This window comes from Francisella sp. 19X1-34, from assembly GCF_041102755.1.
In the GTDB taxonomy this organism is placed as follows: domain Bacteria; phylum Pseudomonadota; class Gammaproteobacteria; order Francisellales; family Francisellaceae; genus Francisella.
Genome location: NZ_JBGCTX010000038.1, coordinates 1 through 23,982, shown reverse-complemented (window position 1 = coordinate 23,982; position 23,982 = coordinate 1). Strand labels below are relative to the sequence as shown.

Below are 23,982 nucleotides of genomic sequence, written 5' to 3'. Positions count from 1 at the left end.
TATAGTCATTTTTTAGACAAGAAATGTAGATTTTCAAAATTTACTCCAATTATTGCTTAGATTGCAACACTCCCATTGTTGAATTGTTAAAGGTAGTATATGCTGAAGTTGATAAGTGTTTATTTTAAGGAGTTTTGGTATCTATTTGATTTAGTTTATATAGGAGTAGTTAATGAAATCAACATTAAGACTAATATTAAAGAACAAAATCTTTAAACTGTTATTTCTATTAATATTAGTTTTGCTTGTTGTACAGCTTATTGTCGCATCATATGCGATATCTAATAATCCCACAGCCATAAGCCTTAATAAGGAAATGATCAGTATTCATAAGAAAAATATTAGCATGATTAAACTACTATTAAGCTATCAAGGAGATGCTGTAGGAAACACTATGTTCTTTGATTTTAAATTTAACGTTGTTAAAGCATACTTTTCTAATAAGCCGGTATGCAAAGTACATTTAAGTCGGAGGGATCTCGATAATTATAGTATCTGTGATAGGAAATTTTGTTTTCACGTACCAAATTGTATTTCTATTCGAAGTACTAAGCTAGGGTGGTTAAATTACATTAGTAGACCTTCTTTACCTAGAGGGAAGGAGCTATTATTTGCTAATTTAATAACAGCTGTGTTTATAATTATAATAATTATATTATGTTGGTTTTTGTTGAAGGTAATTATCCCTGCTAGAAAGTTAGAAGATAATGTGTATGAGCTTGGCATGTCTTTAGTGAAGAAAGACATTAAAGTAAATGGAGTTAGTTTTTTAGGGAGTTTTGCCAATTCAATAAATTTTATACAACATAGATTATTTAGAGCACTGGATGTAAGAACAAAGATCTTATCTATGATTACCCATGATCTTAAATCTCCAATAACACGTTTGAGACTTAGATATGATTTAAGACCTATAGAAAATAAAGACAATTTAGAAGATATTGATTTGTTGGAATCACTATGTAATCAAATATTACTAGAAACAAAAAATGATATGTTTGAGTGCGAAAAAGTAGAGATTATAAATATTACATCCTTATTAGAAAAGATAACTCATGATTACGATAATATAGCTATAGACATAAAAGATAATGTCTATTTAAAGGGTAAAAAAATATCTTTATATAGGGCTTTTGAAAATTTGATTTCAAATTCAAAGAAATATAGTGATAAAGTACTAGTAAGTATTATTAAATCTGGTTACTTTGTAAATATAAAGATTAAGGATTATGGAGAAGGAATAAAAGAAACAGAGATCAAAAATATATTTAGGCCATTTTATCAGGTTAATAGTATGAAAAAGGGGCATGGTCTTGGACTGACTATTGCCCAAGAGGTTATTACTAACCATGATGGTTACATTAATATAAGTAATCATTATGACCCTCATGGAGTGATTGTTAATGTTAAGTTACCACTTTAAAAACATTATTTTAATATTTATTGTAATTGCTTTAGAAGTTATATTAAGTATGATTCCTGAGATAATGGATTATCAGCCTTTAGTTTTTCCAAATAGTTATATATATTTTAGATTTTTTTATTTGGTAGGTGCTTTGCTACCTGTTTTGATTTTAATATCATCGATATTGTGTTTCTTTTCCCACAGAAATTTAGATATAGTAATAAAGCTAAATTTTCTCATTGGCTTTTTTGCTTATTTTATATATGCCCTATATTTTTATACTAACTCTGTATGGAAGATAGTATTTATTGTCATATGCTTATCAATGTTGTATACAAATATTTTTATGCTTTTATATAAACTGATTTTAAGAGTAAAAAATAAAATCTTTGTTGCTGGACTGTTCTGTAGTTTCTTTCCTTTGCTAAAATTAGTAATGTTGCTGACAGCAGTTCTTTTATCTTATAACTATATCGATGGTGAAGAAATACTATACAATACATCACCTTTGTTAATTATACTGCTTATGCTTTACTTTTTTGTTGCAAGTGGCGGACAGTCAAGAAAAATTAGCTATAAAAACCTTTCTATTAGATTTTTTGTATACTTAATAAACGTTCTTAAAGAATATTTTATAATAAGGTTGTTTTTATATTTATTAATCTGTGGTGCTATAAATGGTCTTATACAGCAATACCTTCTACAGTATGTCTCACTTAGTAATAGGATATATTTTAACTCCTTTTTCTTTTCTCAAGAGTTTTTCTATATAGCACTGTTTGCATTAATAATACTAATGTCATCTTATCTAGATAGTAGCTATTTTGATTTTATATTCTCATGCTCTAGTTTTGTGCTGTTTTTAAATATTATATCTATATTGATATTTGAAAAAGTATTTCTTTTGAAAGGAGCCCTTATGATTAATATTGTTTGGTATCATACTTTTTTATTTTTTTATTTACTCACTAAATATATAAAAAAGAATAAGTACCATAAATTCAATATAGTTTTAACTTTAGGGTTTATAATGTTTTTATTTGGACTCATTTTTTCAGAATGGATAAACATAGGTTGGTTTATAAATAAATATATAACGCTATTGTTAATTTTATCCATATTAATATTCTTACATGTGAGAGTAATAGCTTTTAAGTAGTTATATTTATTCTTAATCCATAAATGACTAATAGTTTATTAATGATTTTATATGAGATTAAGATCTCTCACATAGATAGAAAATATTATTAATAGTGGTAGTAAAAACTAATAGTCTAGGTTTAAGTATTTTTAAATTTCAAGTGTAAGATATTAACTTGATAAAGTAGAATTATTACTTTTCTAAATATTTTAATTTATCAGGTACAGATGCCCAATTATCAGCATCTTCACAAGGCTCACATTTTTCTACTATATTTGTCCAAGTATTAGCAAGCTCTCTATTTAGGTTAAGCATTTGCTCTTCACTTTCAGTTAGATCATCACTAGATTTGATAGCTTCAACAGGGCATTCAGGTTCACATAGAGCACAGTCTATACATTCATCTGGGTTAATTACAAGCATGTTTGGCCCTTCATAGAAACAGTCTACCGGACAAACTTCGACACAATCACCATATTTACATTTTATGCAACTTTCAGTAACTACAAATGGCATTTTACTAAATCCTTTCGTTTTTTACTTAATAACTTTTGAAGAAAACCCACAAATTATAGCATAGATAAACTAAAGGTAAATATTATTCGCTTTATAAAGGATTATCTTAAGTATTAGAAATATTTATAAACTAATGATACCATAGCTTTTAGAAACTATATTGGAACCGATAAATATGAAAGCTGAATTTGATCCAAGAAAACTGATAGCTGTCACAACAATATCTGTAGCTATTCTTTTTTTTATTACCTACCTTGTATCTATAGCAGATCACCATAATACACTATGTAACCCTTTTATATCTGGATGTTCAGATATAACTCACGCAGGTTTTACCTCATATGAGAAGTATATGCTAAAAGCTATTTTGATACCTACAGCAACACTTATGGCTGTTATTTTTTTCTTTATACAGCAGCTTTTGGTAAATATAAGCGATAATAGTAAAGCTGTTGCTAAGCAAGGTAAGGTTATATTATTTTTAGCTATAGTTGGCTGTATAGGATTGGTAATAGGTACATCAGTAATTGATGGTCAAAATACACCGATGCAATTTCATCTTAAAAGTGTTGCTGTATTTTTTGCTTTAATGACATTGTGTCAAGTTTGGTATACAGCTATTGAATATAAATATACTGATAAAATAAACAAGCTGCCAGTTTTACTACGCAGGTTAGCCATATTAGTAACAGCAATAACTATGATTGTATCAATATTTATGGCACCAACTCACCAAAATCAAAGTATCATTGAATGGTGGGGTGTTTATGCTCTTATATTTTGGTTTTGGACATTTTCTATTACTAAGAGAGTTTAAAACTATTAAAGTCTTTTTTTCATAGCATCAATCATTTATAGTATTCGATATAAATTTTTTATAAGAGGCCAATAATGTCAATTAAGTCTTTATTTAATAATTCGAATCTTAATCAATATATTGATGATAACTCTGTAAAATTAGATAGGGTTGCAGAGAAACTTTTTGATAAAGCTAAGAATGATGAGTTTAGTATGATGCTTAGCTCACCAAATCAACTTCAGCTTATAAGCTTGCTCATAAAGATGAGTAATGTCAAAAATATCCTAGAAATCGGTGTTTTTCGCGGATTTTCTACTTTAGTTATGGCACAAGCTTTGCCAGTTGATGGTAAGGTAGAGGCTTGTGATATTAGTTATAAGTATGTTGAGCCATATGAAAAGTTTTGGCAAGAAGCTGGTGTAGATGGCAAGATTAATTTAAATATAGCACCTGCATTAGAAACTTTAGATAAGTTTATAGAGTTAGATAAGAAGTTTGATTTTGCTTATATAGATGCTGATAAAGGCAACTATATAAACTATTATGAGAAAACTTTAAGTCTAATGAATTCTGGTGGAATTATTGCTATAGATAATGTTCTTTGGTCTGGTTCAGTTGCCGATAGCTCAGATAATGAGCCAAGTACGGTTGCTATTCGTAAGCTTAACGAATTAATTCATAATGATGATAGAGTAGAAGCTTGCATTATCTCTATAGGAGATGGGGTTAATCTAGTGAGGAAATTGTAAATTATTTTGCTAGATAGACATGCTTTAAAGCATTTTTAGTTGTATCTATTGCTTTTTCTATAGTTTTTTCTTTTGCTAAGACAACTCCCATTCTACGCTTACCATGTATTTCTTTTTTACCAAAAATACGTATATCAACATTCTCTAGCCCTAAAGCCTTATCAATACCTTTAATGATAGGGGTATTTGAGTCTCCTTCAAGAAGTATCGCAGCTGAGGCAGATGGTCGTAATGTTTCTATTTGAGTTATAGGTAATCCAAGTATCGAACGTAGGTGTAGTTCAAACTCGTTAATATTTTGCGATATTAATGTAACCATACCTGTATCATGAGGGCGAGGAGAGACTTCATTAAAGAACACTTTATCACCTTTTATAAACAGCTCAACACCAAAAATACCATAGCCACCTAAAGCATCTGTTATTTTCTTAGCTATTTGTTGAGATTTTTCTAGAGCTTTTTGAGACATAGTATGAGGTTGCCAAGAAAAACGATAATCTCCATCTTCTTGTACATGACCGATAGGATCACAAAAAGAAGTACCATTTTTATGACGAACAGTCAAAAGTGTAATCTCATAGTCAAAAGCTATAAATTGTTCAATAATTACACCATTAGCATGACCACGAGATCCCGTTTGAGCATATTCCCAAGCTTTCTTAATATCTTTTGAATCTTTAACTATAGATTGTCCTTTACCTGATGAGCTCATTATAGGTTTTATAACATATGGAAGCTTAATATCATTGATAGCATCTAAGTACTCATCCTCAGAGTTTGCAAACTTAAATTTTGAGGTTGGTAAATTAAGCTCTTGTGCTGCTAGAGCCCTTATACCTTGGCGATCCATAGTTAGCTTAGTAGCTTTTGCACATGGGATAATATTGAAACCTTGATTCTCTAACTTTAGCAAAGTATTTGTATTTATAGCCTCTATTTCAGGGACAATATGTGTTGGAGCTTTTTCTAATATTAGCTTTTCTAACGCATCATTATCTAGCATATTTATTATGTAACTTTCATGAGCTACTTGCATAGCTGGAGCATTATTATAACGATCAACGGCAATAGTATGTATGCCTAGTCTTTGAGCTGCTATTACAAATTCTTTACCAAGTTCACCAGAGCCAAGTAACATGATTTTGATATTAGAGAGAGTATTATCCATTAGATTTTTTTGATAGAGTCAATATACCTAATATGATAACAATTATTTACTAGAAAAATTGAGTAAAATTAATTTAGAAAAAGATTTTATTTAGAAAAAACTATATTGTTGTTAGTATCTACATCAACGATTATTTTGTCTTCAGTCTTAAATTCACCATCCAGCAATTTAAGAGCTAAAGGATTTTCTAAGCTATTTTGAATAGCTCGTTTCAGTGGTCTAGCACCAAATACAGGGTCAAATCCAGCATCAGCTATTTTATCCATAGCTTTTGTAGTTACTTCTAATCCAATACTTAGATCAGCTAAGCGTTTTTCTAAGCGCTTAATTTGTATTTTAGCTATTTCAGTTATCATCTCTTTGTTTAGTGGTTCAAAGACAATCGCGTCATCAACTCTGTTTACAAATTCTGGTCTGAAGTGGCTAAGTACCATTTCCATTACAGCAGACTTTACTGTTTCATAGTCTTGATCTTGCATCTCTTGGATTCTATGTGAACCAAGGTTTGAAGTCATAACTATTACAGTATTTTTAAAGTCTACTGTTCTTCCTTGACCATCAGTTAAACGACCATCATCCAATACTTGTAGCAGTATATTAAATACGTCAGCATGCGCTTTTTCAACTTCATCTAGCAAAATTACAGAGTAGGGCTTCCTTCTAACATGTTCTGTTAGATAACCACCTTGCTCATAACCAACATATCCAGGAGGAGCACCTATTAGTCTAGCAACAGAATGCTTCTCCATAAATTCAGACATATCTACTCTAAGCATTGCATCCTGGTCATCAAACAGGAATTCTGCTAAAGCTTTTGTAAGCTCTGTTTTACCAACACCTGTTGGGCCTAAGAACATAAATGAGCCTATTGGCCTATTTGGATCAGATAATCCTGAGCGAGATCTTCTAACAGCATTAGATACAGCTTTTATAGCTTGATCTTGTCCAATTACTCTTTTATGTAAGAATCCTTCCATATTTAGAAGTTTATCTTTTTCTCCTTCCATCATTTTAGATACAGGTATGCCAGTAGCTTTTGAAACCACATCAGCAATCTCATTCTCTGTAACAGATGTTCTTACTAGTTTATTCTCAGAAGGTTCTGCCTCAGTTTCTTCTATTTGTTTTATTTGAGTCTCAAGCTCAGGTATTACACCATATTGTAGTTCTGACATCTTTGTCAAATCACCAGATCTTTGGCATTTTTCTAGCTCAAACTTAGCTTTCTCAAGTTTTTCTTTAAGCTTACTAGCCCCTTGCATTTTAAGCTTCTCAGCTTTCCATAACTCTTCAAAACCTTTATACTCAGATTCTAGACCTTTAATTTCTTCTTCAAGAATTTCTAGACGCTTTTTCGTAGCTTCATCTTTTTCTTTTTTTAATTGCTCACGCTGCATTTTAAGTTGGATGATTCTACGATATAAACTTTCCATTTTCTCTGGTTTAGAATCAATTTCCATGCGAATTTGACTTGCTGCCTCATCAACTAGATCAATAGCCTTATCAGGTAGTTGTCTATCTGTAATATATCTATGTGATAAAGTTGCAGCACTTACAATAGCGGAGTCTGTGATACTCACACCATGATGTAATTCATATCTTTCTTTCAAGCCTCTAAGTATAGCAATAGTATCCTCTACTGTAGGCTCATCAACTAAAACCTTCTGAAATCTTCTCTCAAGCGCTGGATCTTTTTCAACATATTCACGATATTCATCTAGAGTTGTTGCACCAACACACTTTAGTTCACCTCTAGCTAGAGCAGGTTTTAGCATATTTCCTGCATCCATAGAGCCTTCTGCCTTGCCTGCTCCAACCATAGTATGTAGCTCATCTATAAATAAAATCACATTACCTTCTTGTTTTGCTAACTCTTTTAGTACAGATTTCAGGCGTTCTTCAAAGTCGCCTCTAAATTTTGCACCTGCTAATAATGCACCCATATCTAGAGATAGAACCTTTTTACCTTTTACACCTTCTGGTACTTCATTATTGATTATTCTTTGAGCTAGGCCTTCAACAATTGCTGTTTTACCAACACCTGGTTCACCAATAAGAACAGGATTATTTTTTGTTCTACGTTGTAATACTTGTATTGTTCTACGAATTTCACTATCTCTACCTATAATTGGATCAATTTTACCTTTTTTTGCTAGGTCTGTTAGATCTATAGTATATTTATCTAATGCGCCTTTCATATCTTCTTGATTTTGACTACTCACTTTTTCCCCTCCGCGATAATCATTGACTGCTTTAGTAAGTTTATCTTTTGTAATACCGAACTTACTATACAGGCTTGTTAAACTTTTGTCTTCTAAAGAAGCTAATAAGAAAATCTCACTTGAGATAAACTCATCGCCATTTTTATTTGCGAGATCTTGCATTTTATTTAAAGTCATTATTAGATCTCTAGATGGCGACACTTGAGGATTTGCTTCTCCTGATAATACAGCGACTCCATCAATCATATCATTAACTGCTTTAGTAAAATCTTTTGAGTTAACTCCACAAACACTTAGTATAGATACTACGACACTATCATTTTGTTCTATTAGAGCTTTTAATAAATGAGCAGATGTAAACTCAGTTGCTTTTTGCTGAAATGCATATGATTGAGCTTCAGCTAAGGCTTCTTGTAATTTTATTGTAAATTTATTTATATCCATTACTTAATTTTCCCCCAGAAATATTATCTGCTATATATCTAAGGACTGATTTAGAAATTTCAAGTAGCTAAGCACTATATTTTTATTTTAAATTGCTGTGAAACAATATATTTCATACTTTCAGGTTGTTATTATTTTCGGAAAATTTTAATAAGAACTTATCTGTAGGATGTTTTATTTATTGATAGATGGTATTGCTGTTTGCTTTTCCATATTTCCTTTTTTATTCGGTAGAAGTATTAATAAAACTTTTTTAGGATGCTGTTTATCTATATTACCTCTTATATGTTGTGTTTTTAACCTTGCGTTATTAACTGTTATATTAAGCATAGCTTCGGTGTTTTATATGTCACGTAAGAATAATTTAGAGAACTATCAGAAACTTCTTAGAAAAGCTCGGCATTAAATGGTATTTAGAATCTTATTTAAGTATTATTATATTATCTATGATAAGTTAGATACTATGATTCCATGTTGAGAAATATTGTCCTAGTTGCCATTATTTTTATTTCATTTAGTTACAGTTGCTTTGCAGATAGACTTCAAAATATAGTTATATTTGGTGATAGTTTAAGTGATGCAGGTTATGCGAATAACTTCCATAATATTGATAATGATTGGCCAACAATACCATCAAATTCAAAGAAAATTAAACAAGCTACATATTCAAGTCCAGATGCCCATTATACAGTTTGGCCTCAATACTTAGGAATAAATAATAAAAATATAGCGACTCCCAATAATTTATTAACTTTTCCTCAAAATATAAATAGAGCAGTAAAACCATTTCTAAAAGGAAATGATTATGCTGCTGGTGGAGCTACAACTATTTGTAAAGGTATTGGAGAAAAGGGAGATTATATTCCGCCTCCTATAGGGCCATTAAGAGATGGTGAAAACTGTATGGATGATAGTAAAAATATTGAAAAATATAATCAAATTGATAGTTATCTGAAACAACATAATAACAAAGCTAATCCTAACACTATTTATATTATCTGGGGTGGAGCAAATAATGCATTTTTACAACTTCAAGCTTTTACAAATAATCGATCAATGTTAGTGAAATTATATTTTTTAATAAAATATTCGATTACAGGAAGTGTCTCACCAACTAAAGAGTTAAAAGGCATGGATAATGCGGCAAAAGATATTGTGTATGATGTAAACTATCTAATTAGGCATGGAGCAAAGCCAAAAAACATATATGTAATTAACCTACCAGATTTAGGGATTATTCCAATCGCTACAGATAATGGTAAAACTACAAAGAGCTTTAAGACAGCTTTGTTTGACTCTCTATCAACAGCTTTTAATGATCAACTAAGAAGAAGCTCATCAAAGGGTATAAATATTATTAACTCTAATAAGTTTTTTAAAGCAATTGTCAAGAATAAGGAAGTACGAGTAAATGGAGTTGAGTATACGTTCTCTAATGTAACTCAATCTGCTTGTGATTTTAAAGGTTCAAATGCACTTACTTGTATTCCTAAAGATTACAATAGTGGTAAATATAATAAATATCTTTTTGCAGGAAAAGTACATCCTACTAGCTATACACATCAAGTTTTAGCTAAATATATAGCAAGTAAGATCAGTTAGCTGGATAATTAGCAAAATAATGCTTGTTGCTAATTATTAATAGGCTTAAAATAATTACTTCTGAATACTTTAAGATATTTTATATATGACGATACTAGAAAACACCTTGACAGGTTGGAGCAAAAGAGAAGTTGCTTGGTTAGTTTGTTGTATTATCCTGACAGTAGCTATAGCTTTTCTTAGTGGTAGTAGCTCTTTTATTTTAATATTCTCTATTATTAGTATTACTAATTTGATTTTGGCTGCGAAAGGTAAGGTTTTTAATTATGTTTTAGGTCTTGTTGGCGCGGTGATGTATGCAGTTATTTCATATCAAAACCATGTGTGGGGTCAGTTACTTTTAGCGGTATTATTTTTGTGCCCAGTGCAGTTTTATGGTTGGTACAATTGGACCAAACCACAAAATACTACTGAGAAAAAGCAAATTAAGATAAGAGAATTAACATTTAATCAATTCTTTAGAATAATACTATTAATCCTCATTGTATCGACTATATATGGATATTTTGTTTTACATCTTTATTTCGGTCAAAATGTAGGTTTAGTTGCAGATGCTATAGTTGAAGTTACTTCAATAGTTGCTTTTATCTTGACTGTTTTACTTTATAAAGAATTTTGGATACTGTGGTTAACAGTAGATGTCTTGACTATATCTATATGGGTTGATGGGATATTAGACTCAGTAATTACGATAGCAATTATTCCTGTGATTATTACCAAGCTTGTAGCTCTTGTAAATGCTATTTATGGATACATTAGTTGGAGAAAGCTTTATAATCTTCAAAGAGAATAAATAATTCAGAGTTATCTTTAACCGCCAGCTATTATTAGAGCTTAGATTTGCTATACCCTATATTTTTATGGAGTAACTATATATACAATCAGAGTTGACTAGTAAATTAATTAAGTATGGGGGTGTATTATGGAAGCAGATAAAATAGAAGAAGCATACTCTGATATTGTTGATAAATATAAGAATTATCGACGTACATCCATGTATCCGAAAGAACTATATGATTATCTTGCTACTATTTGTAATGAGAATACGTTGGTATGGGATTGTGGCACAGGTAACGGTCAAGCTGCAATTATACTAAAAGATTATTTTGATAAAGTTATTGCAACAGATATTTCAGTAGAACAGATTGAAAATGCTATTTTGGATGACAAAATTGAGTATTATGTAGCTCCGTGCGATAGTTCAAAAATTAAAAGTAAATCTGTTGACTTAGTGACTGCGGCAACTTGTGCTCACTGGTTTGATCTAAGAAAGTTTGAGCAAGAGTGTTTGAGAGTATGTAAAGAAAAAGCAGTTGTTTCTACCTGGTGGATATTAGGAATTCCAAAAGTAAATTCTAGAATAGATCAAATTGTTGATAAGTTTTATAATGAAGTTTTAAAGCCATATCATCATGAACTCCCTAGGCGAGCGTTTGAAGATGATTGTAGAGGGATTAGATCTCACTGCTATGAACTTAAATTTAATAGTATTGGTAGGGAGTATTTTACCTCATACGATTTTTTTAACTATTTTGAATTTATTGAACATCTATCTTCTTACTCATTTTTTCAAAGTTATTTTAGAGCAATGGAGAGTCCCCAATTAAATTTATTGAAAAAGAGCTAAAGGCAGCGTGGGGGGATGATTTAGAGAGTAAAAAAATTGTCAAGTATAATACCTTAATGTATACATATCGAATATAAGCTAATTTAGGGCCGTTAGATAAATTTTATTTCAAGACATATTGAGCTTATTTATAGTTAATCCGAATAAGTTATGTCAAATAAAACCTGTCATTCCCGCGGAGGCGGGAATCTCTCAAGTTATTTAAAAGATCCCCGTTTCAAGCACGAGGATGACTACTGTTTTTGATGGTGTATTCTGATTAGATAAACAATCTTTCAAAAGTTATTCGGATGGATTAGCAATATTTAGTTTAACAATTGTTAGATAGTTTTCTTTTGTACCAAAAATATAGACATAATCGCCTTTTATACTTAATGTATATGCTTTGTTTATATTTGGAATGTCTTTTACTATAGCAACTTGTTTTAACTTATATGGATTAGATATATCCACTATACTAAATGCTCCTGTAGCTTTTTGTTCTAAAGGAAGAAATGCATAATTGTTTTCTATTCTAACCCTATTAGCTTTCCCTGATTGTTGCGTGCATGTATGGCTTAGTTCTTTAATATTTGCAGGGTCTTTTATATCAAAGCTTGCTAGTCCACCACACTTACTTCCCCAAAGAGCCATATATAAGACATTAGAGTTTTTAGCTGTACTTGGGCACATTTGTAAATAGTAAGGTTTTGTAATAGTTTTTGTATGTTTAATATCTTTAGGATCTGTGATATCAAGAACTTCAATTGAGTTACTAAAAAAGCCACCAACTATAGCATATACACGGTCATTATATTTTTTAACATATATACCCTCGATGCCTTTGACAGTTTTTATAGAGCTTATTAGTTTTGGATTATTGTTCGTGATCTCTATTATTACTAGCTTATTAGTAAGGGCAGATGTTGCTGCAATATATGTTCTTTTATTTTGCTCATAAACTTTGTCATGAAGTAAAGAAAACTCACCATCAAAACCTGGTACTTTATAGCTCTTTGTAAGCTGGATGTTTTTGGGATCTGAGACATCTAATAAATATAAAAAACCATTTCTACCAGCTACGACTAGAGTATTATTAATGAGGTCTTGACCTTCAACATCACTCATTATTTTTTGTTTAGGTTGCCAGTGATCTAAAATTTTAGGTTTAGAAGGTGCGCTGATATCAAGAGATGTAACACCTCCTCCACGCATTGTTAGAAACATGATGTTAGGGTATTTCTTATATATTCTAGAAATAACTACATAATTAAAGTTTTTGTTATCATGGATTGTTTTAATTATTTTATAATTAATTTTAGATGTATTTTGAGCATTCGCACCACCATACATTAATATACAAAATGCTATAGCTAGCAGTATAATCTTCTTCATATTATTTTAGAGTTTTTGCTTTCATACTCTTAACAAAACGGTTAAGTTCTTTAAGCATCTGATTTTTATCTGATAGATTGTTTTGAATTATTTTAACTGTTGCAGAACCTGAAATCGCTCCAGAAGCGCCAGCTTGTATTGCATTGGCCACTTGTTCAGGGGTTGAGATTCCAAATCCAAGTATTGGTTCAGGAGAGTTAAACTCTTTGAGTTTTCTAAGGACATCCTCAACTGGCATATTTGCAGCAGTTTCAGCTCCTGTTACCCCAACTCTAGAAAGCAGATAAGTATAGCCACTGCCAAGCTCTGATACTTGTCTTAATAGACCTTCATTAGCATCTGGAGGGGCAATAAATATTTGTGAGATTCCAACTTTCTTAGCAATATCGCGAAACTCTTTAGATTCGTGGGCCGGGACATCTGCTACTAGTATGGAGTCAACGCCAGCATTTAAACATTTTGCATAGAAGTTTTCTATACCATTTGCATAGACAAGATTTGCATATAGAAGTAAGCCTATCGGGGTATCTGGATGTTTAGCTCTAATCTTTGTTAAAATTTCAAAGCAGTCATTAGGAGTAATATTACTATTTAGGGCTCTAATATTTGCTTCCTGTATTGTTGGACCATCTGCTAAAGGATCAGAGAAAGGTATCCCTAACTCTAAAGCATCTGCACCAGATTGGACTAAAGTATCTATGATTTCAAAGGATAACTCTTTATTAGGGTCTCCAATTGTTACAAATGGAATAAAAGCACCTTCATTTTTAGATCTTAAGCTTTCAAATAAATTTGTATATCGACTCATTACTGTACCTCTCCTCTTTGTTTTAAAATATCGTGAACTGTGAAGATATCTTTATCTCCGCGTCCAGAGAGGTTTACAACTAGGGTTTGCTCTTTAGTAGGATTGTCAAAGGCAAGCTTTAGAGCGTAAGCAAGAGCGTGGGATGATTCTAACGCTGGTATAATACCTTCTTTACGACATAAGAGTTTAAATGCATCTAGAGCTTCATCATCTGTAGCAGAGACATATTCAGCTCGTCCTATTGATTGTAAATATGCATGCTGAGGTCCAACAGACGGGAAGTCTAATCCCGCTGAGATCGAATAAGATTCCTCTATTTGACCATTACCATCTTGCATTAGAGGAGCTTTCATGCCAAAGAAGATACCCAGTTTACCATGCTTTAATGGGGCTCCATGTTGTCCAGAGTCTATACCCTTACCAGCTGGCTCAACTCCTATTAGCTTAACGTTTTTCTCATCAATAAAATCAGCAAATATTCCGATGGCATTTGAGCCACCACCTACACAAGCTATTATTGCATCTGGAAGCTTTCCTTCTTTTTCTAAAATTTGTTGTTTAGTTTCTTCACCAATTACTCTTTGGAACTCTCTAACAATAGTAGGAAAAGGGTGAGGCCCTGCAGCAGTACCAAGTAAATAGTGCGCACGACTATAGCTTTCTGACCAGTCTCTTAAAGCCTCATTACAGGCATCTTTTAATGTTGCAGAACCACTATGGACAGGTATTACTTCAGCTCCCATTAGTCTCATTCTAAAGACATTTGGGCTTTGACGTTCAACATCTTTTGCACCCATATAAACTTTGCATTTTAGATCTAGTAGGGCACATGCCAAAGCAGTAGCTACACCATGCTGACCAGCGCCAGTCTCAGCAATAATCTCTTTTTTACCCATTCTTTTTGCGAGTAGGGCTTGGCCTAAAACTTGATTAGTTTTATGAGCACCACCATGAAGTAAGTCTTCTCTTTTAAGATATAGTTTAGTTTTGGTACCTTTAACTAGGTTTCTTGTTAGTGTTAAGGCTGTTGGACGACCTGCATACTCTTGTAAAAGCTCTTTAAATTCCTTATTAAAAGTTTCATCATCTTGTGCTTTTATAAACTCTTGTTCAAGTTGCTCAAGAGCTGGTACGAGTAATTGTGGTACAAATTGACCTCCAAATTCACCAAAATAAGCATTTAATTTTGACATTATTAAATATTACTAATTAATTTTATTGTTTATATTATCTCTAATATTTTGCTCAAAGGCTATAGTAAATAGCGAGCTAGGATTAAATATTATTTAAGTTTATAAATATCAGAAAACTTATTTTCAAGATAGTCGATATAATATTTTGCGTTTAGGTATTCGCCACACATATTATGTATTACAATGTTTGCAGGTTTTAAGCTACCAAACTTATGAATATTTTTATTGAGGAATTTAAGTATAGGACTTAGTTTATTTTCCGCTATTGTTTGGTTAACATCGAACTCTTTATTCATATAATGAAATATCTGGGATGCATATGCGCTACCTAGGGCATATGTTGGGAAGTAGCCAAATAGTCCAGCAGCCCAATGAACATCTTGTAAAATGCCATTAGTATAATCATCAGAACTAATACCTAGGTATTTTTGATACTTATCATTCCAAAGTTTTGGTAGATCTTTAATGGCAATATCTTTCTCAAATATTTCTTTTTCTATCTCAAAACGCACAAGTATATGTAATGAGTAAGTTAGTTCATCTGCTTCTACACGAATTAAACTTGGACAGGCTTTATTTATTGCTTTATAAAAGCTATCAACACCAACCTTACTAAGATTTTCAGGGAATGTTTTTTGAAGGTCTTGATAATTTGCTTGCCAAAATGCTTTATTTTTGCCAACGAGATTCTCATAGAAGCGTGATTGTGATTCGTGGACACCTAGACTTACTCCAGTACCAAGGATGCTATCATAAATATCGTCACCAATATTTTGTTCATACATCGCATGACCTGTTTCATGGATTGTGCTAAATAGCGATGATGTGAAAAGATCTTCTATATAGCGAGTTGTCATTCTAACATCGTATTTATTGAAATTTAATGTAAATGGATGAGCACTCTCTTTTAAAATGCCGCTTTCAAAATTAAATCCTAGTTGCTTGGCAATTTTATGAGAATATTTTTTCTGTTTATCAATATCATAGTTTTTTTCAATACACGTGGTATCTACTTGTTTGGTAGTTTTTATTTTTTCTAATAGTGGAACTATCTTTTCTTTGAGACTATTAAAGAAAGGTTCCAACTTAGCTACAGTCATTCCTTCTTCATACTCATCTAATAATACATCATATGGATGTTCTGAATATCCTATTCGCTGAATATATTTCTTTTGGTAGTTTATTATTTTTTCTAGAAATGGGGTGAAAATTTCGAAGTTATTGCTTTGACGAGCCTCAACCCAAATATTTTGTGCTTGTGATAATATCTTATTGTATTCAACATACTCATCTTTAGGTATTTTACTGAGTTTATCTTTTTCTTTAGTTGTTAAATATACTATTCTTTTTTCAATCTCATTAAGTTCAGAATAATTCTCATTCAAGAAGCCTAAGCAATTATCTACTTCGTCGTTATTAATAGTTTCATAGACTTTTTCACTAAAGAAGCCGAGAACTTCTGATGTGGTTTTTACTGAGTTTTTTGGGGCTTCTGTTTCTAAGTCCCAATGCATTAGGGATATTGCGTGATTATATTTCTTCTTTTGAGATAGTTTGTTCTGAAGAATCTGAAGTTGTTTTTTGATTTCGCTCATTCTTTAACTTCTCCTGCTGCTTTCTTTCATTTGAAATAGTTCGTCTTAATAGCGTATCATATATTGGTTTTTGATGGTGAATATATGTCAGCATAGAAGCGCTAAGGCAAGTTATCATAAGAGGTAATAGTAGTTGGTAGTTCCAAGTCATCTCAATTACTAATGTGATCCCTGTCAAAGGAGCGCCAACAGTAGCTGTAAATAGTGCACTCATGCCAGCAACAGCAAAAACACCAGCTTCAACGTTGTAGTATGGGAAAAGTTGGTTAACTGCAAGTCCATAAGCAAGGCCAAAGATTGTACCTAAAGCAATCATCGGTGCAAATATACCACCAGTAACACCTGTTCCATAAGAGAAAATCACTCCAGCAAAACGTAACGCAAACATAATAAGGAGCATTTTTATAGAAAGGTTATAGTCAAGAGCATTCGCAATAACTACATATCCACCACCAACTGCATTTGGAGCAAGAACTACACCAGTTCCAAAAATTATACAAACAGTTATAACTAGGCACCAGTATCTTCTTTTTGATCCATTAGAAAAGAAATTTGCTACCTTTATTAGAGATTTGTTAAAAAACAATCCAAAGTAACCAAACACGATACCTAAAACAACAAAAAGCCAAAGGGTATTTTGTGGTACAGAACTGAAAGTCTCAACTCGTATAGCAGGAGGGTTGCCGAGTATAATTCTTGAGATAACTGTACTCATAATACATGCTACGATAACACATTTAATAGCAGATACACTAAACCTAAATTTCCTATTCATCTCTTCTATTACAAAGACTATTCCGGATAGAGGAGTGTTAAATGCAGCAGCTAGACCAGCGCCAGCACCAGCTGAGATTACAGCATTTGCATACTTTTTAGTTAGCTTAAACTTATCAACGAAAATCTGAGCTATTGCCGCAGCCATATGTATTGATGGACCCTCTTTTCCTAAACTTAGGCCTGATCCTAAAGAGAAAAGTCCACTAACAAATTTTACAGGGACAACACGCTTACGTAGTTTTCTACAACCTTTGAGGGTCCCCTCAACCTCTTGGATACCACTTCCACCAGCTTCTTTAGCAAATCTCCTGACAATAAGGATAGATATGACTGTCATAACAATTGTAATAGCTATGGATATTAGTATTTGTATGATAATGTTGTGGTTACCAAAAAGTGAAAATAATATTTTTTTATATTTAAATATAAGGTCTAGTAGTAGCTGGAAAGAAGTCGCTATCAGCCCAATCAAAATTCCAATAAGAGCACCACATAACACCAGTACCCAAATGTGTCTGTTATTGGTATAATATCTATCTAATACTTTATTGCTCATTGGGATATTAAATTTGGCTTGACTATTGCGACAAATTATACATCTTTAAAACTAATTAGAAAGAGGATCTTTAGTAAAAAGTGAAACTAATCTATATTTAGTTAATGTTTTTTGTTATTTCATTTACTAAATTTGCAGATTTTTTTTCATCACCTAAAGTGCCGTATCTAATTTTTATTTCAGTTGTACGGTTTTTGATACTAGTTAAATCTATAGAGATATCGCTACCTGATTTAAAATCAAAAGCTTTAACTTCAGCAGTTTTATTTGCATATGAATTATTTTTAAGAGAATACTTGCTATTATTTTGTATGGTTTTTATCGTTGCATTATATACAGTTCTTAAGTCTTTAGGTACTTCTACTATGTAGTTTCCATTCATATAGTAGACTGTTCCTCCTGCAACAACTGCCGTACCAATCAGTATAGCTGTTAGGACACAGCTGTTTAGACAGCAGATAGTAAGAATCATTAATACTAATAAGCGAAGTTTTTTATACATAAGTTTTTTGTTTTATTAAGATTTTTTGTATACGTTTGCTTGGATTTGATCCATTAAAGTAGATGACATTTGTTGGTCACCAAAAGTACCAAACTTAATAGTAACTTTTGATGCATTTTTTGTGAGTTTCTCTATTTCTATGGAAAAACTCGTACTATCTATTTTTGTAGCACCTTCAATATCTGCAGTGTTGTCAGTACTATTTATGGTTTTAGAAACTAATACAAAATCATTATTCTCATTTACTGCTTTTAGAGCTGCTGTATAAACATCCTTGTAGTTTCCTTGAATATTCATAGAGTAGTTTCCATCAACATATGCAACTGTTGCACCACCAACAGCTACCGCAGCAAGTATACAACTATTTAATGTTGCTAAAGAACAAAAAATTATCGCCACAAAAAAAAGTTTTCTAAGAAGGTTCATTTACTACTCTCTATCTTATTTTAAATTTTTCTGAATTTGATCCATTAATGTAGCTGATGCAGTTTTATCTCCAAAAGTACCAAACTTAATACTAACTTTAGATGCGTTGCTAGTAAGTTTTTCAACCTCTATAGAAAAATCAGTAGAGTCAACTTTTGTGTTACCTTCTATAGTTGCTTCTGTAGGAGTTATATCTTTCTTAGTAATAACATAATCGTTATTATTTTGTACAGCTTCTAGTGCAGCATTATAAACATCTTTGATGCTACCGTCCATATTCATGGAATATGTGCCTTGAACATAAGCAATAGTTCCTGCGCCAGCTGCAGCACCAACAATAAGCCAACAACTATTTAATGATAGTGCAGATATTGCCAATGCCCCTGCGATTAGTGCCTTTTTTGTCTTCATCGTTTAAATTCCTTATAGTTTTTAATAATTTCATAAATCATAATATACGGGGTTTAAAAATTAGTCAATTACTTAGTAGTATCTATACAACTACCTAGTAACTAACTTCTCAGTTTTAGTATAAAAAGTTTTATAAATATTCAATTAGGGTCTATTATAAGGTCCACAATATTTAATTACCTACTTAATAAATGCTTCATATATTAGACTTCTGTACAATGATTGTTAATTTGCTGTGCACTTTTTTGTTGGCAGCCCTCTATGTAATTGGTTGGCCTATTGGAATATTAGGTCTTATTATGAGTGCTAGTTTATTTGCTATTAGTGGCTTATATGCAGATGCTATACTTCAGATAGTTTTATTAAGCAGTTTTGTATACGGTTGGTATACTTGGCAAGGCAAATCAGAGTCAGTTGAGCTTATTATTCATAAGCTTAGCAGCCTAGGTTGGTTAAAAGTTTTATTTTTGATTGTATTTCTGGGGTTGCTTGTTTCTTTGCTACTTATAAAATATACAAATTCTACAACGCCATACTTAGATGGCTTTACAAGCGTAGCCTCATTAGTGTGTGTGCTTTTGGCAAGTAGAAAAATTATTGATAATTGGATAATCTGGATTTTCGTTGACTCAGCATATGTGCTTTTATATGTTTATAAAAGCTTGTTTTTCGCAGCAATTACTACATTTATATATTTAATAGTGGCAGTATATGGGTATAGGCATTGGAAAAAGATAATGTAAAACTCATGTTATTAGACTCACATGTTCATACAGATAAGTATTCACCAGATGATATTAAAAAAGTTGCAGCAGAATGTAGAGCACATGATATCAAGCTTTTGTCAGTTGCGATGTGTATCCCTTCATATGAGAATATAAAGAAGTTAAGTCATGAGTATGAGTTTGTTATTCCTTCATTTGGAATTCATCCGTGGAAAGCAAAAGAATACTCCAATAGTTTAGCTCTTTTAGATGAATACTTGTCTGAAAGTAAGTTTATAGGAGAGATAGGGCTAGATAAGAGGTTCTTAAAATATGCGTCGCCCTATAAAGATCAATTAGAAGTATTTGAATATATTATTTCTCATCATAACACAAAAAATAAGCTCTTAAACTTACATACAAGTGGGGCAGAAATAGAAGTGGTGAATCTTTTAGAGAAGTATAGCTGTAATAACTTTATGGTCCATTGGTACTCAGGGGGCTTAGATGTTATAGATAATTATTTAGCCCTTGGAGGCTTCTTTTCTATAGGAGTAGAGATCTTATTTAGTGAGCATATTCAATCTATAGCTAAAAGACTTCCTTTAGATAGAATCCTCATTGAGACAGATAATCCATCTGCGTACTCTTGGCTTTTAGGTAAAGAGTTAAATGATGGTATGCCAACTTTGTTATTTAAAGTCATAGATAAGATTTGCGAAGTAAAGAAAACTTTGCCTGAGGAGTTTTTAATTCAACTAAAGAAAAACCAAGCAAATATTCTAGAAACTACTATAAATTAGGTTGAGTAGTTACTTTTTTTGATCGATAATCTAACTAAATGATAATCAAATGAGGGATAACTATGCCTTTATATCCAGATATTGAACCATACAATGAAGAATTTTTAAAAGTTTCAGACATTCACACTATATATTTTGAAGAATGTGGTAACTCTAATGGTAAGCCAGTTGTCTTTATACATGGAGGACCTGGAGTAGGAATTAGTCCAGGCGCTAGAAAATATTTTAATCCAGAGAAGTATCGTATTATCTTGGTTGATCAAAGAGGGTGTGGAAAAAGTACACCATTTGCGGAGCTTAGAGAGAATACTACCTCAGATTTAATTAACGATTTCGAGAAGATTCGTAAGAAACTAGGGATAGATAAATGGATGATCTTTGGAGCTTCTTGGGGAAGTACATTAGGCCTAGCGTATGCACAAGCTCACCCGGAGTTTGTTACAGAGTTGGTACTTAGCGGTATATTTTTAGGTAGACGTAAGGAAATATCTTGGTTATACCAGCATGGGGCTAGTGAAATTTTCCCTGATATGTGGGAGCATTATATAGCTCCAATACCTGGAGAAAGTCGAGGAGATTTTATATCTGCATACCATACTCTATTAACAGGTGATAATGAAGAGCTTAAGAAAAAAGCTGCTAGAGCTTGGAGTGTTTGGGAATGTTCCATAAGTAAGCTTTATGTAGATCAGGAGTCTGTAGAGAGATTCTCTGATGAAGACTTTAGTTTGGTATTTGCTCGCATAGAAAATCATTTCTTTAAAAACCAGCTATTTTTAGAAGAGGCTCAGCTAATTAAGGACGCTCACAAGATAAGAAATATCCCAGGAATTATTGTGCAAGGTCGCTATGATGTAATTTGCCCTACAGCTAGTGCTTGGGATTTACATAAAGTTTGGCCTGAAGCGAAATTAGAAATTATCCCTGATGCAGGGCATTCTACAACTGAGCCAGGAATTATTGATGCTCTAGTTAAAGCAACAGATGAATTTGCGAATAATGTTTGATACTTCTCGATTATAATTAACTATTCTATTTTACTATCAAGACACATTCTTCTAAATTTGATTATTCATCTATCCTGCCAATTTGGGACAGTTGTTAACTTCATTTTTCATTATATATTCAAATAGACTTGGAGTCATGTAATTTATAGTTGAATGTTTCCTTTTAGTATTATAATAAGCCTCAATATATTCAAAGATTGAAGATTTAGCCTCATCTCTAGTTTTATATTTTTCATCATGTACTAACTCTACCTTTAGAGTTCCAAAGAAACTTTCACAAGCAGCGTTGTCATAACAGCAGCTTTTAGATCAATCAGGGCATATGTATGATATGCCTAGAACACATGGTTATTCATTAAGAGGAGCAAGATGTTATGGTAAACATTATTGGGGGCTAGATGAAGAACTAATGTTATAGGAGCTTTAATCGGTAAAGCTTTATTTGCTGTGAGATTATTTAGTTGTAATATTATTTAGTTGTAATATTGATACAATGGTATTTTCAACTTGGGTGAGATATTTCTTATTACCCGATTTAAAAGAAGCAACCGTAATAGTTATGGATAACGCTACTTTTCATAAGAATTTAGATATGTTAAAAATGATTGCTGATGCTGGACATATTGTTGAATTCTTACCCTAATACTCCCCTGATCTTAATCCAATAGAGAATAAATGGGCTCAAAAGAAAGCATATATTAGAAAACATAATTGCTCTATAGAACAAGCTTATGCATACGCATTTTATACGTAGTCAGTTATATTTAGCTTTTGGGGGCTTCTTTTCTATAGGAGTAGAGATTTTATTTAGTCAGCATATTCAATTTATAGCTAAAAAACTTCCTTTAGATAGAATTCTCATTGAGACAGATAATCCATCTGCGTACTCTTGGCTTTTAGGTAAAGAGTTAAATGATGGTATGCCAACTTTGTTATTTAAAGTCATAGATAAGATTTGCGAAGTAAAGAAAACTTTGCCTGAGGAGTTTTTAATTCAACTAAAGAAAAACCAAGCAAATATTCTAGAAACTACTATAAATTAGGTTGAGTAGTTACTTTTTTTGATCGATAATCTAACTAAATGATAATCAAATGAGGGATAACTATGCCTTTATATCCAGATATTGAACCATACAATGAAGAATTTTTAAAAGTTTCAGACATTCACACTATATATTTTGAAGAATGTGGTAACTCTAATGGTAAGCCAGTTGTCTTTATACATGGAGGACCTGGAGGAGGAATTAGTCCAGGCGCTAGACAATATTTTAACCCAGAGAAGTATCGCATTATCTTAGTTGATCAAAGAGGTTGTGGGAAAAGTACACCATTTGCAGAGCTTAGAGAGAATACTACCTCAGATTTAATTAATGATTTCGAGAAGATTCGTAAGAAACTAGGTATAGATAAATGGATGATTTTTGGAGGTTCTTGGGGAAGTACATTAGGCTTGGCGTATGCACAAGCTCATCCAGAAGTTGTTACAGAGTTGGTACTTAGAGGTATATTTTTAGGTAGACGTAAGGAAATATCTTGGTTATATCAACATGGGGCTAGTGAAATTTTCCCTGATATGTGGGAGCATTATATAGCTCCAATACCTGAAGAGGGTCGAGGAGACTTTATATCTGCGTACCATACTCTATTAACAGGTGATAATGAAGAGCTTAAGAAAAAAGCTGCTATAGCTTGGAGTGTTTGGGAAGGGTCTACAAGTAAGCTTTATGTAGATCAGGAGTCTGTAGAGAGATTTTCTGATGAGGACTTTAGTTTGGCATTTGCTCGCATAGAAAATCATTTCTTTAAAAATCAACTATTTTTAGAAGAAGCTCAGCTACTTAAGAACGCTCACAAGATAAGAAATATCCCAGGAATTATTGTGCAGGGTCGCTATGATGTAGTTTGCCCTACAGCTAGTGCTTGGGATTTACATAAAGCTTGGCCTGAAGCGAAATTAGAAATTATCCCTGATGCAGGGCATTCTGCAACTGAGCCAGGAATTATTGACGCCCTAGTTAAAGCAACAGATGAGTTTGCGAATAATGCTTAATACTTCTCGATTATAATTGACTATTCTATTTTCACTTTCACGAGACATTTTCTAATTTTCACTTTATATATTTCTATATAGCTATTTTATCTTCAATATATTT

24 protein-coding genes and 1 pseudogene are annotated in these 23,982 nt (G+C 32.1%); 12 read left to right on the top strand and 13 right to left on the bottom strand.

Annotated elements, in window-relative coordinates:
• The first annotated feature begins 172 nt into the window (after positions 1 to 172).
• Positions 173 to 1,423: a HAMP domain-containing sensor histidine kinase gene (locus AB8E56_RS07385; protein ID WP_329479626.1), complete on the top strand. Its 1,251-nt coding sequence runs from the start codon at positions 173 to 175 to the stop codon at positions 1,421 to 1,423.
• Positions 1,404 to 2,564, top strand: coding sequence for a hypothetical protein (locus tag AB8E56_RS07380; RefSeq protein WP_329479624.1), 1,161 nt, complete (start codon positions 1,404 to 1,406; stop codon positions 2,562 to 2,564). The genes AB8E56_RS07385 and AB8E56_RS07380 overlap by 20 nt, the downstream gene beginning before the upstream one ends.
• Before the next feature lie 174 nt (positions 2,565 to 2,738).
• Here the strand turns inward: AB8E56_RS07380 and fdxA are convergent, their stop codons facing one another.
• Positions 2,739 to 3,062: a ferredoxin FdxA gene (gene fdxA / locus AB8E56_RS07375; protein WP_329479622.1), complete on the bottom strand. Its 324-nt coding sequence runs from the start codon at positions 3,060 to 3,062 to the stop codon at positions 2,739 to 2,741.
• Between the two features lie 175 nt (positions 3,063 to 3,237).
• Here fdxA and AB8E56_RS07370 point away from each other — a divergent pair, with 175 nt between their 5' ends.
• Both AB8E56_RS07370 and AB8E56_RS07365 read left to right on the top strand, forming a co-directional pair.
• On the top strand, positions 3,238 to 3,879 hold the full coding sequence (locus tag AB8E56_RS07370) for a hypothetical protein (RefSeq protein WP_329479620.1): 642 nt from the start codon (positions 3,238 to 3,240) through the stop codon (positions 3,877 to 3,879).
• Positions 3,880 to 3,953: 74 nt separating this feature from the next.
• Complete coding sequence (locus AB8E56_RS07365) at positions 3,954 to 4,610, top strand: class I SAM-dependent methyltransferase (RefSeq protein ID WP_329479618.1); 657 nt, start codon at positions 3,954 to 3,956, stop codon at positions 4,608 to 4,610.
• A gap of 1 nt (position 4,611) precedes the next feature.
• Here AB8E56_RS07365 and purT read toward each other — a convergent pair whose 3' ends face one another.
• The 3 genes from purT to AB8E56_RS07350 all read right to left on the bottom strand — a co-directional run bounded on the left by purT (position 4,612) and on the right by AB8E56_RS07350 (position 8,774).
• Positions 4,612 to 5,778: a formate-dependent phosphoribosylglycinamide formyltransferase gene (gene purT / locus AB8E56_RS07360; RefSeq protein WP_329479616.1), complete on the bottom strand. Its 1,167-nt coding sequence runs from the start codon at positions 5,776 to 5,778 to the stop codon at positions 4,612 to 4,614.
• An 86-nt stretch (positions 5,779 to 5,864) separates the two neighbouring features.
• Positions 5,865 to 8,444 carry an ATP-dependent chaperone ClpB gene (gene clpB / locus AB8E56_RS07355; protein ID WP_329479614.1) on the bottom strand — a complete coding sequence of 860 codons (2,580 nt, stop codon included), beginning with the start codon at positions 8,442 to 8,444 and terminating at the stop codon, positions 5,865 to 5,867.
• 174 nt (positions 8,445 to 8,618) lie between these two features.
• Positions 8,619 to 8,774 (bottom strand): hypothetical protein, encoded by a 156-nt coding sequence (locus tag AB8E56_RS07350; RefSeq protein ID WP_329479612.1) that lies wholly within the window; start codon positions 8,772 to 8,774, stop codon positions 8,619 to 8,621.
• Positions 8,775 to 8,915: 141 nt separating this feature from the next.
• Here AB8E56_RS07350 and AB8E56_RS07345 point away from each other — a divergent pair, with 141 nt between their 5' ends.
• The 3 genes from AB8E56_RS07345 to AB8E56_RS07335 all read left to right on the top strand — a co-directional run bounded on the left by AB8E56_RS07345 (position 8,916) and on the right by AB8E56_RS07335 (position 11,673).
• Positions 8,916 to 10,046 carry an SGNH/GDSL hydrolase family protein gene (locus AB8E56_RS07345; protein WP_329479610.1) on the top strand — a complete coding sequence of 377 codons (1,131 nt, stop codon included), beginning with the start codon at positions 8,916 to 8,918 and terminating at the stop codon, positions 10,044 to 10,046.
• Positions 10,047 to 10,131: 85 nt separating this feature from the next.
• The gene (gene pnuC / locus AB8E56_RS07340) at positions 10,132 to 10,839 is read left to right on the top strand and encodes a nicotinamide riboside transporter PnuC (RefSeq protein WP_329479608.1); all 708 of its coding nucleotides are present in this window, start codon (positions 10,132 to 10,134) and stop codon (positions 10,837 to 10,839) included.
• Positions 10,840 to 10,968: 129 nt separating this feature from the next.
• Positions 10,969 to 11,673, top strand: a complete 705-nt coding sequence (locus AB8E56_RS07335) for a class I SAM-dependent methyltransferase (RefSeq protein ID WP_329479606.1) — start codon at positions 10,969 to 10,971, stop codon at positions 11,671 to 11,673.
• Positions 11,674 to 11,955: 282 nt separating this feature from the next.
• Here the strand turns inward: AB8E56_RS07335 and AB8E56_RS07330 are convergent, their stop codons facing one another.
• The 8 genes from AB8E56_RS07330 to AB8E56_RS07295 all read right to left on the bottom strand — a co-directional run bounded on the left by AB8E56_RS07330 (position 11,956) and on the right by AB8E56_RS07295 (position 19,315).
• Positions 11,956 to 13,047: a hypothetical protein gene (locus AB8E56_RS07330; RefSeq protein WP_329479604.1), complete on the bottom strand. Its 1,092-nt coding sequence runs from the start codon at positions 13,045 to 13,047 to the stop codon at positions 11,956 to 11,958.
• Between the two features lies 1 nt (position 13,048).
• On the bottom strand, positions 13,049 to 13,855 hold the full coding sequence (trpA, locus tag AB8E56_RS07325) for a tryptophan synthase subunit alpha (RefSeq protein WP_329479602.1): 807 nt from the start codon (positions 13,853 to 13,855) through the stop codon (positions 13,049 to 13,051).
• Positions 13,855 to 15,048: a tryptophan synthase subunit beta gene (trpB, locus tag AB8E56_RS07320; RefSeq protein ID WP_329479600.1), complete on the bottom strand. Its 1,194-nt coding sequence runs from the start codon at positions 15,046 to 15,048 to the stop codon at positions 13,855 to 13,857. The genes trpA and trpB overlap by 1 nt, the downstream gene beginning before the upstream one ends.
• Before the next feature lie 89 nt (positions 15,049 to 15,137).
• Positions 15,138 to 16,643, bottom strand: a complete 1,506-nt coding sequence (locus tag AB8E56_RS07315) for a carboxypeptidase M32 (RefSeq protein ID WP_329479598.1) — start codon at positions 16,641 to 16,643, stop codon at positions 15,138 to 15,140.
• Positions 16,579 to 17,976, bottom strand: coding sequence for a H(+)/Cl(-) exchange transporter ClcA (gene clcA / locus AB8E56_RS07310; RefSeq protein ID WP_329479596.1), 1,398 nt, complete (start codon positions 17,974 to 17,976; stop codon positions 16,579 to 16,581). Before clcA ends, AB8E56_RS07315 begins: the two co-directional genes overlap by 65 nt.
• A 97-nt stretch (positions 17,977 to 18,073) precedes the next feature.
• Positions 18,074 to 18,478, bottom strand: coding sequence for a DUF3568 family protein (locus AB8E56_RS07305; RefSeq protein WP_329479594.1), 405 nt, complete (start codon positions 18,476 to 18,478; stop codon positions 18,074 to 18,076).
• A gap of 15 nt (positions 18,479 to 18,493) precedes the next feature.
• Positions 18,494 to 18,904, bottom strand: a complete 411-nt coding sequence (locus AB8E56_RS07300; RefSeq protein ID WP_329479592.1) for a DUF3568 domain-containing protein — start codon at positions 18,902 to 18,904, stop codon at positions 18,494 to 18,496.
• Positions 18,905 to 18,919: 15 nt separating this feature from the next.
• Entirely contained in the window at positions 18,920 to 19,315 is a 396-nt protein-coding gene (locus tag AB8E56_RS07295; RefSeq protein ID WP_329479590.1) for a DUF3568 domain-containing protein, read from the bottom strand.
• A 191-nt stretch (positions 19,316 to 19,506) separates the two neighbouring features.
• Between AB8E56_RS07295 and pnuC (AB8E56_RS07290) the strand changes: the two genes are divergently transcribed.
• The 3 genes from pnuC (AB8E56_RS07290) to pip (AB8E56_RS07280) all read left to right on the top strand — a co-directional run bounded on the left by pnuC (AB8E56_RS07290) (position 19,507) and on the right by pip (AB8E56_RS07280) (position 21,829).
• A complete protein-coding gene (pnuC, locus tag AB8E56_RS07290; RefSeq protein WP_329479588.1) occupies positions 19,507 to 20,058 on the top strand; it encodes a nicotinamide riboside transporter PnuC in 552 nt (183 codons plus the stop codon).
• Entirely contained in the window at positions 20,040 to 20,822 is a 783-nt protein-coding gene (locus tag AB8E56_RS07285) for a TatD family hydrolase (protein WP_329479587.1), read from the top strand. The genes pnuC (AB8E56_RS07290) and AB8E56_RS07285 overlap by 19 nt, the downstream gene beginning before the upstream one ends.
• 62 nt (positions 20,823 to 20,884) lie before the next feature.
• The gene (gene pip / locus AB8E56_RS07280; protein WP_329479585.1) at positions 20,885 to 21,829 is read left to right on the top strand and encodes a prolyl aminopeptidase; all 945 of its coding nucleotides are present in this window, start codon (positions 20,885 to 20,887) and stop codon (positions 21,827 to 21,829) included.
• 69 nt (positions 21,830 to 21,898) lie between these two features.
• Here pip (AB8E56_RS07280) and AB8E56_RS07275 read toward each other — a convergent pair.
• Positions 21,899 to 22,126: pseudogene (locus AB8E56_RS07275) on the bottom strand (IS3 family transposase); the annotation flags it as partial.
• A gap of 434 nt (positions 22,127 to 22,560) precedes the next feature.
• On the opposite strand from AB8E56_RS07275, the gene AB8E56_RS07270 reads away from it, so the two are divergent.
• Together AB8E56_RS07270 and pip (AB8E56_RS07265) are read left to right on the top strand one after the other, a co-directional pair.
• Complete coding sequence (locus AB8E56_RS07270; protein ID WP_329479583.1) at positions 22,561 to 22,872, top strand: TatD family hydrolase; 312 nt, start codon at positions 22,561 to 22,563, stop codon at positions 22,870 to 22,872.
• Positions 22,873 to 22,934: 62 nt separating this feature from the next.
• Positions 22,935 to 23,879, top strand: a complete 945-nt coding sequence (gene pip / locus AB8E56_RS07265) for a prolyl aminopeptidase (RefSeq protein ID WP_329479581.1) — start codon at positions 22,935 to 22,937, stop codon at positions 23,877 to 23,879.
• Positions 23,880 to 23,982: the final 103 nt, after the last annotated feature.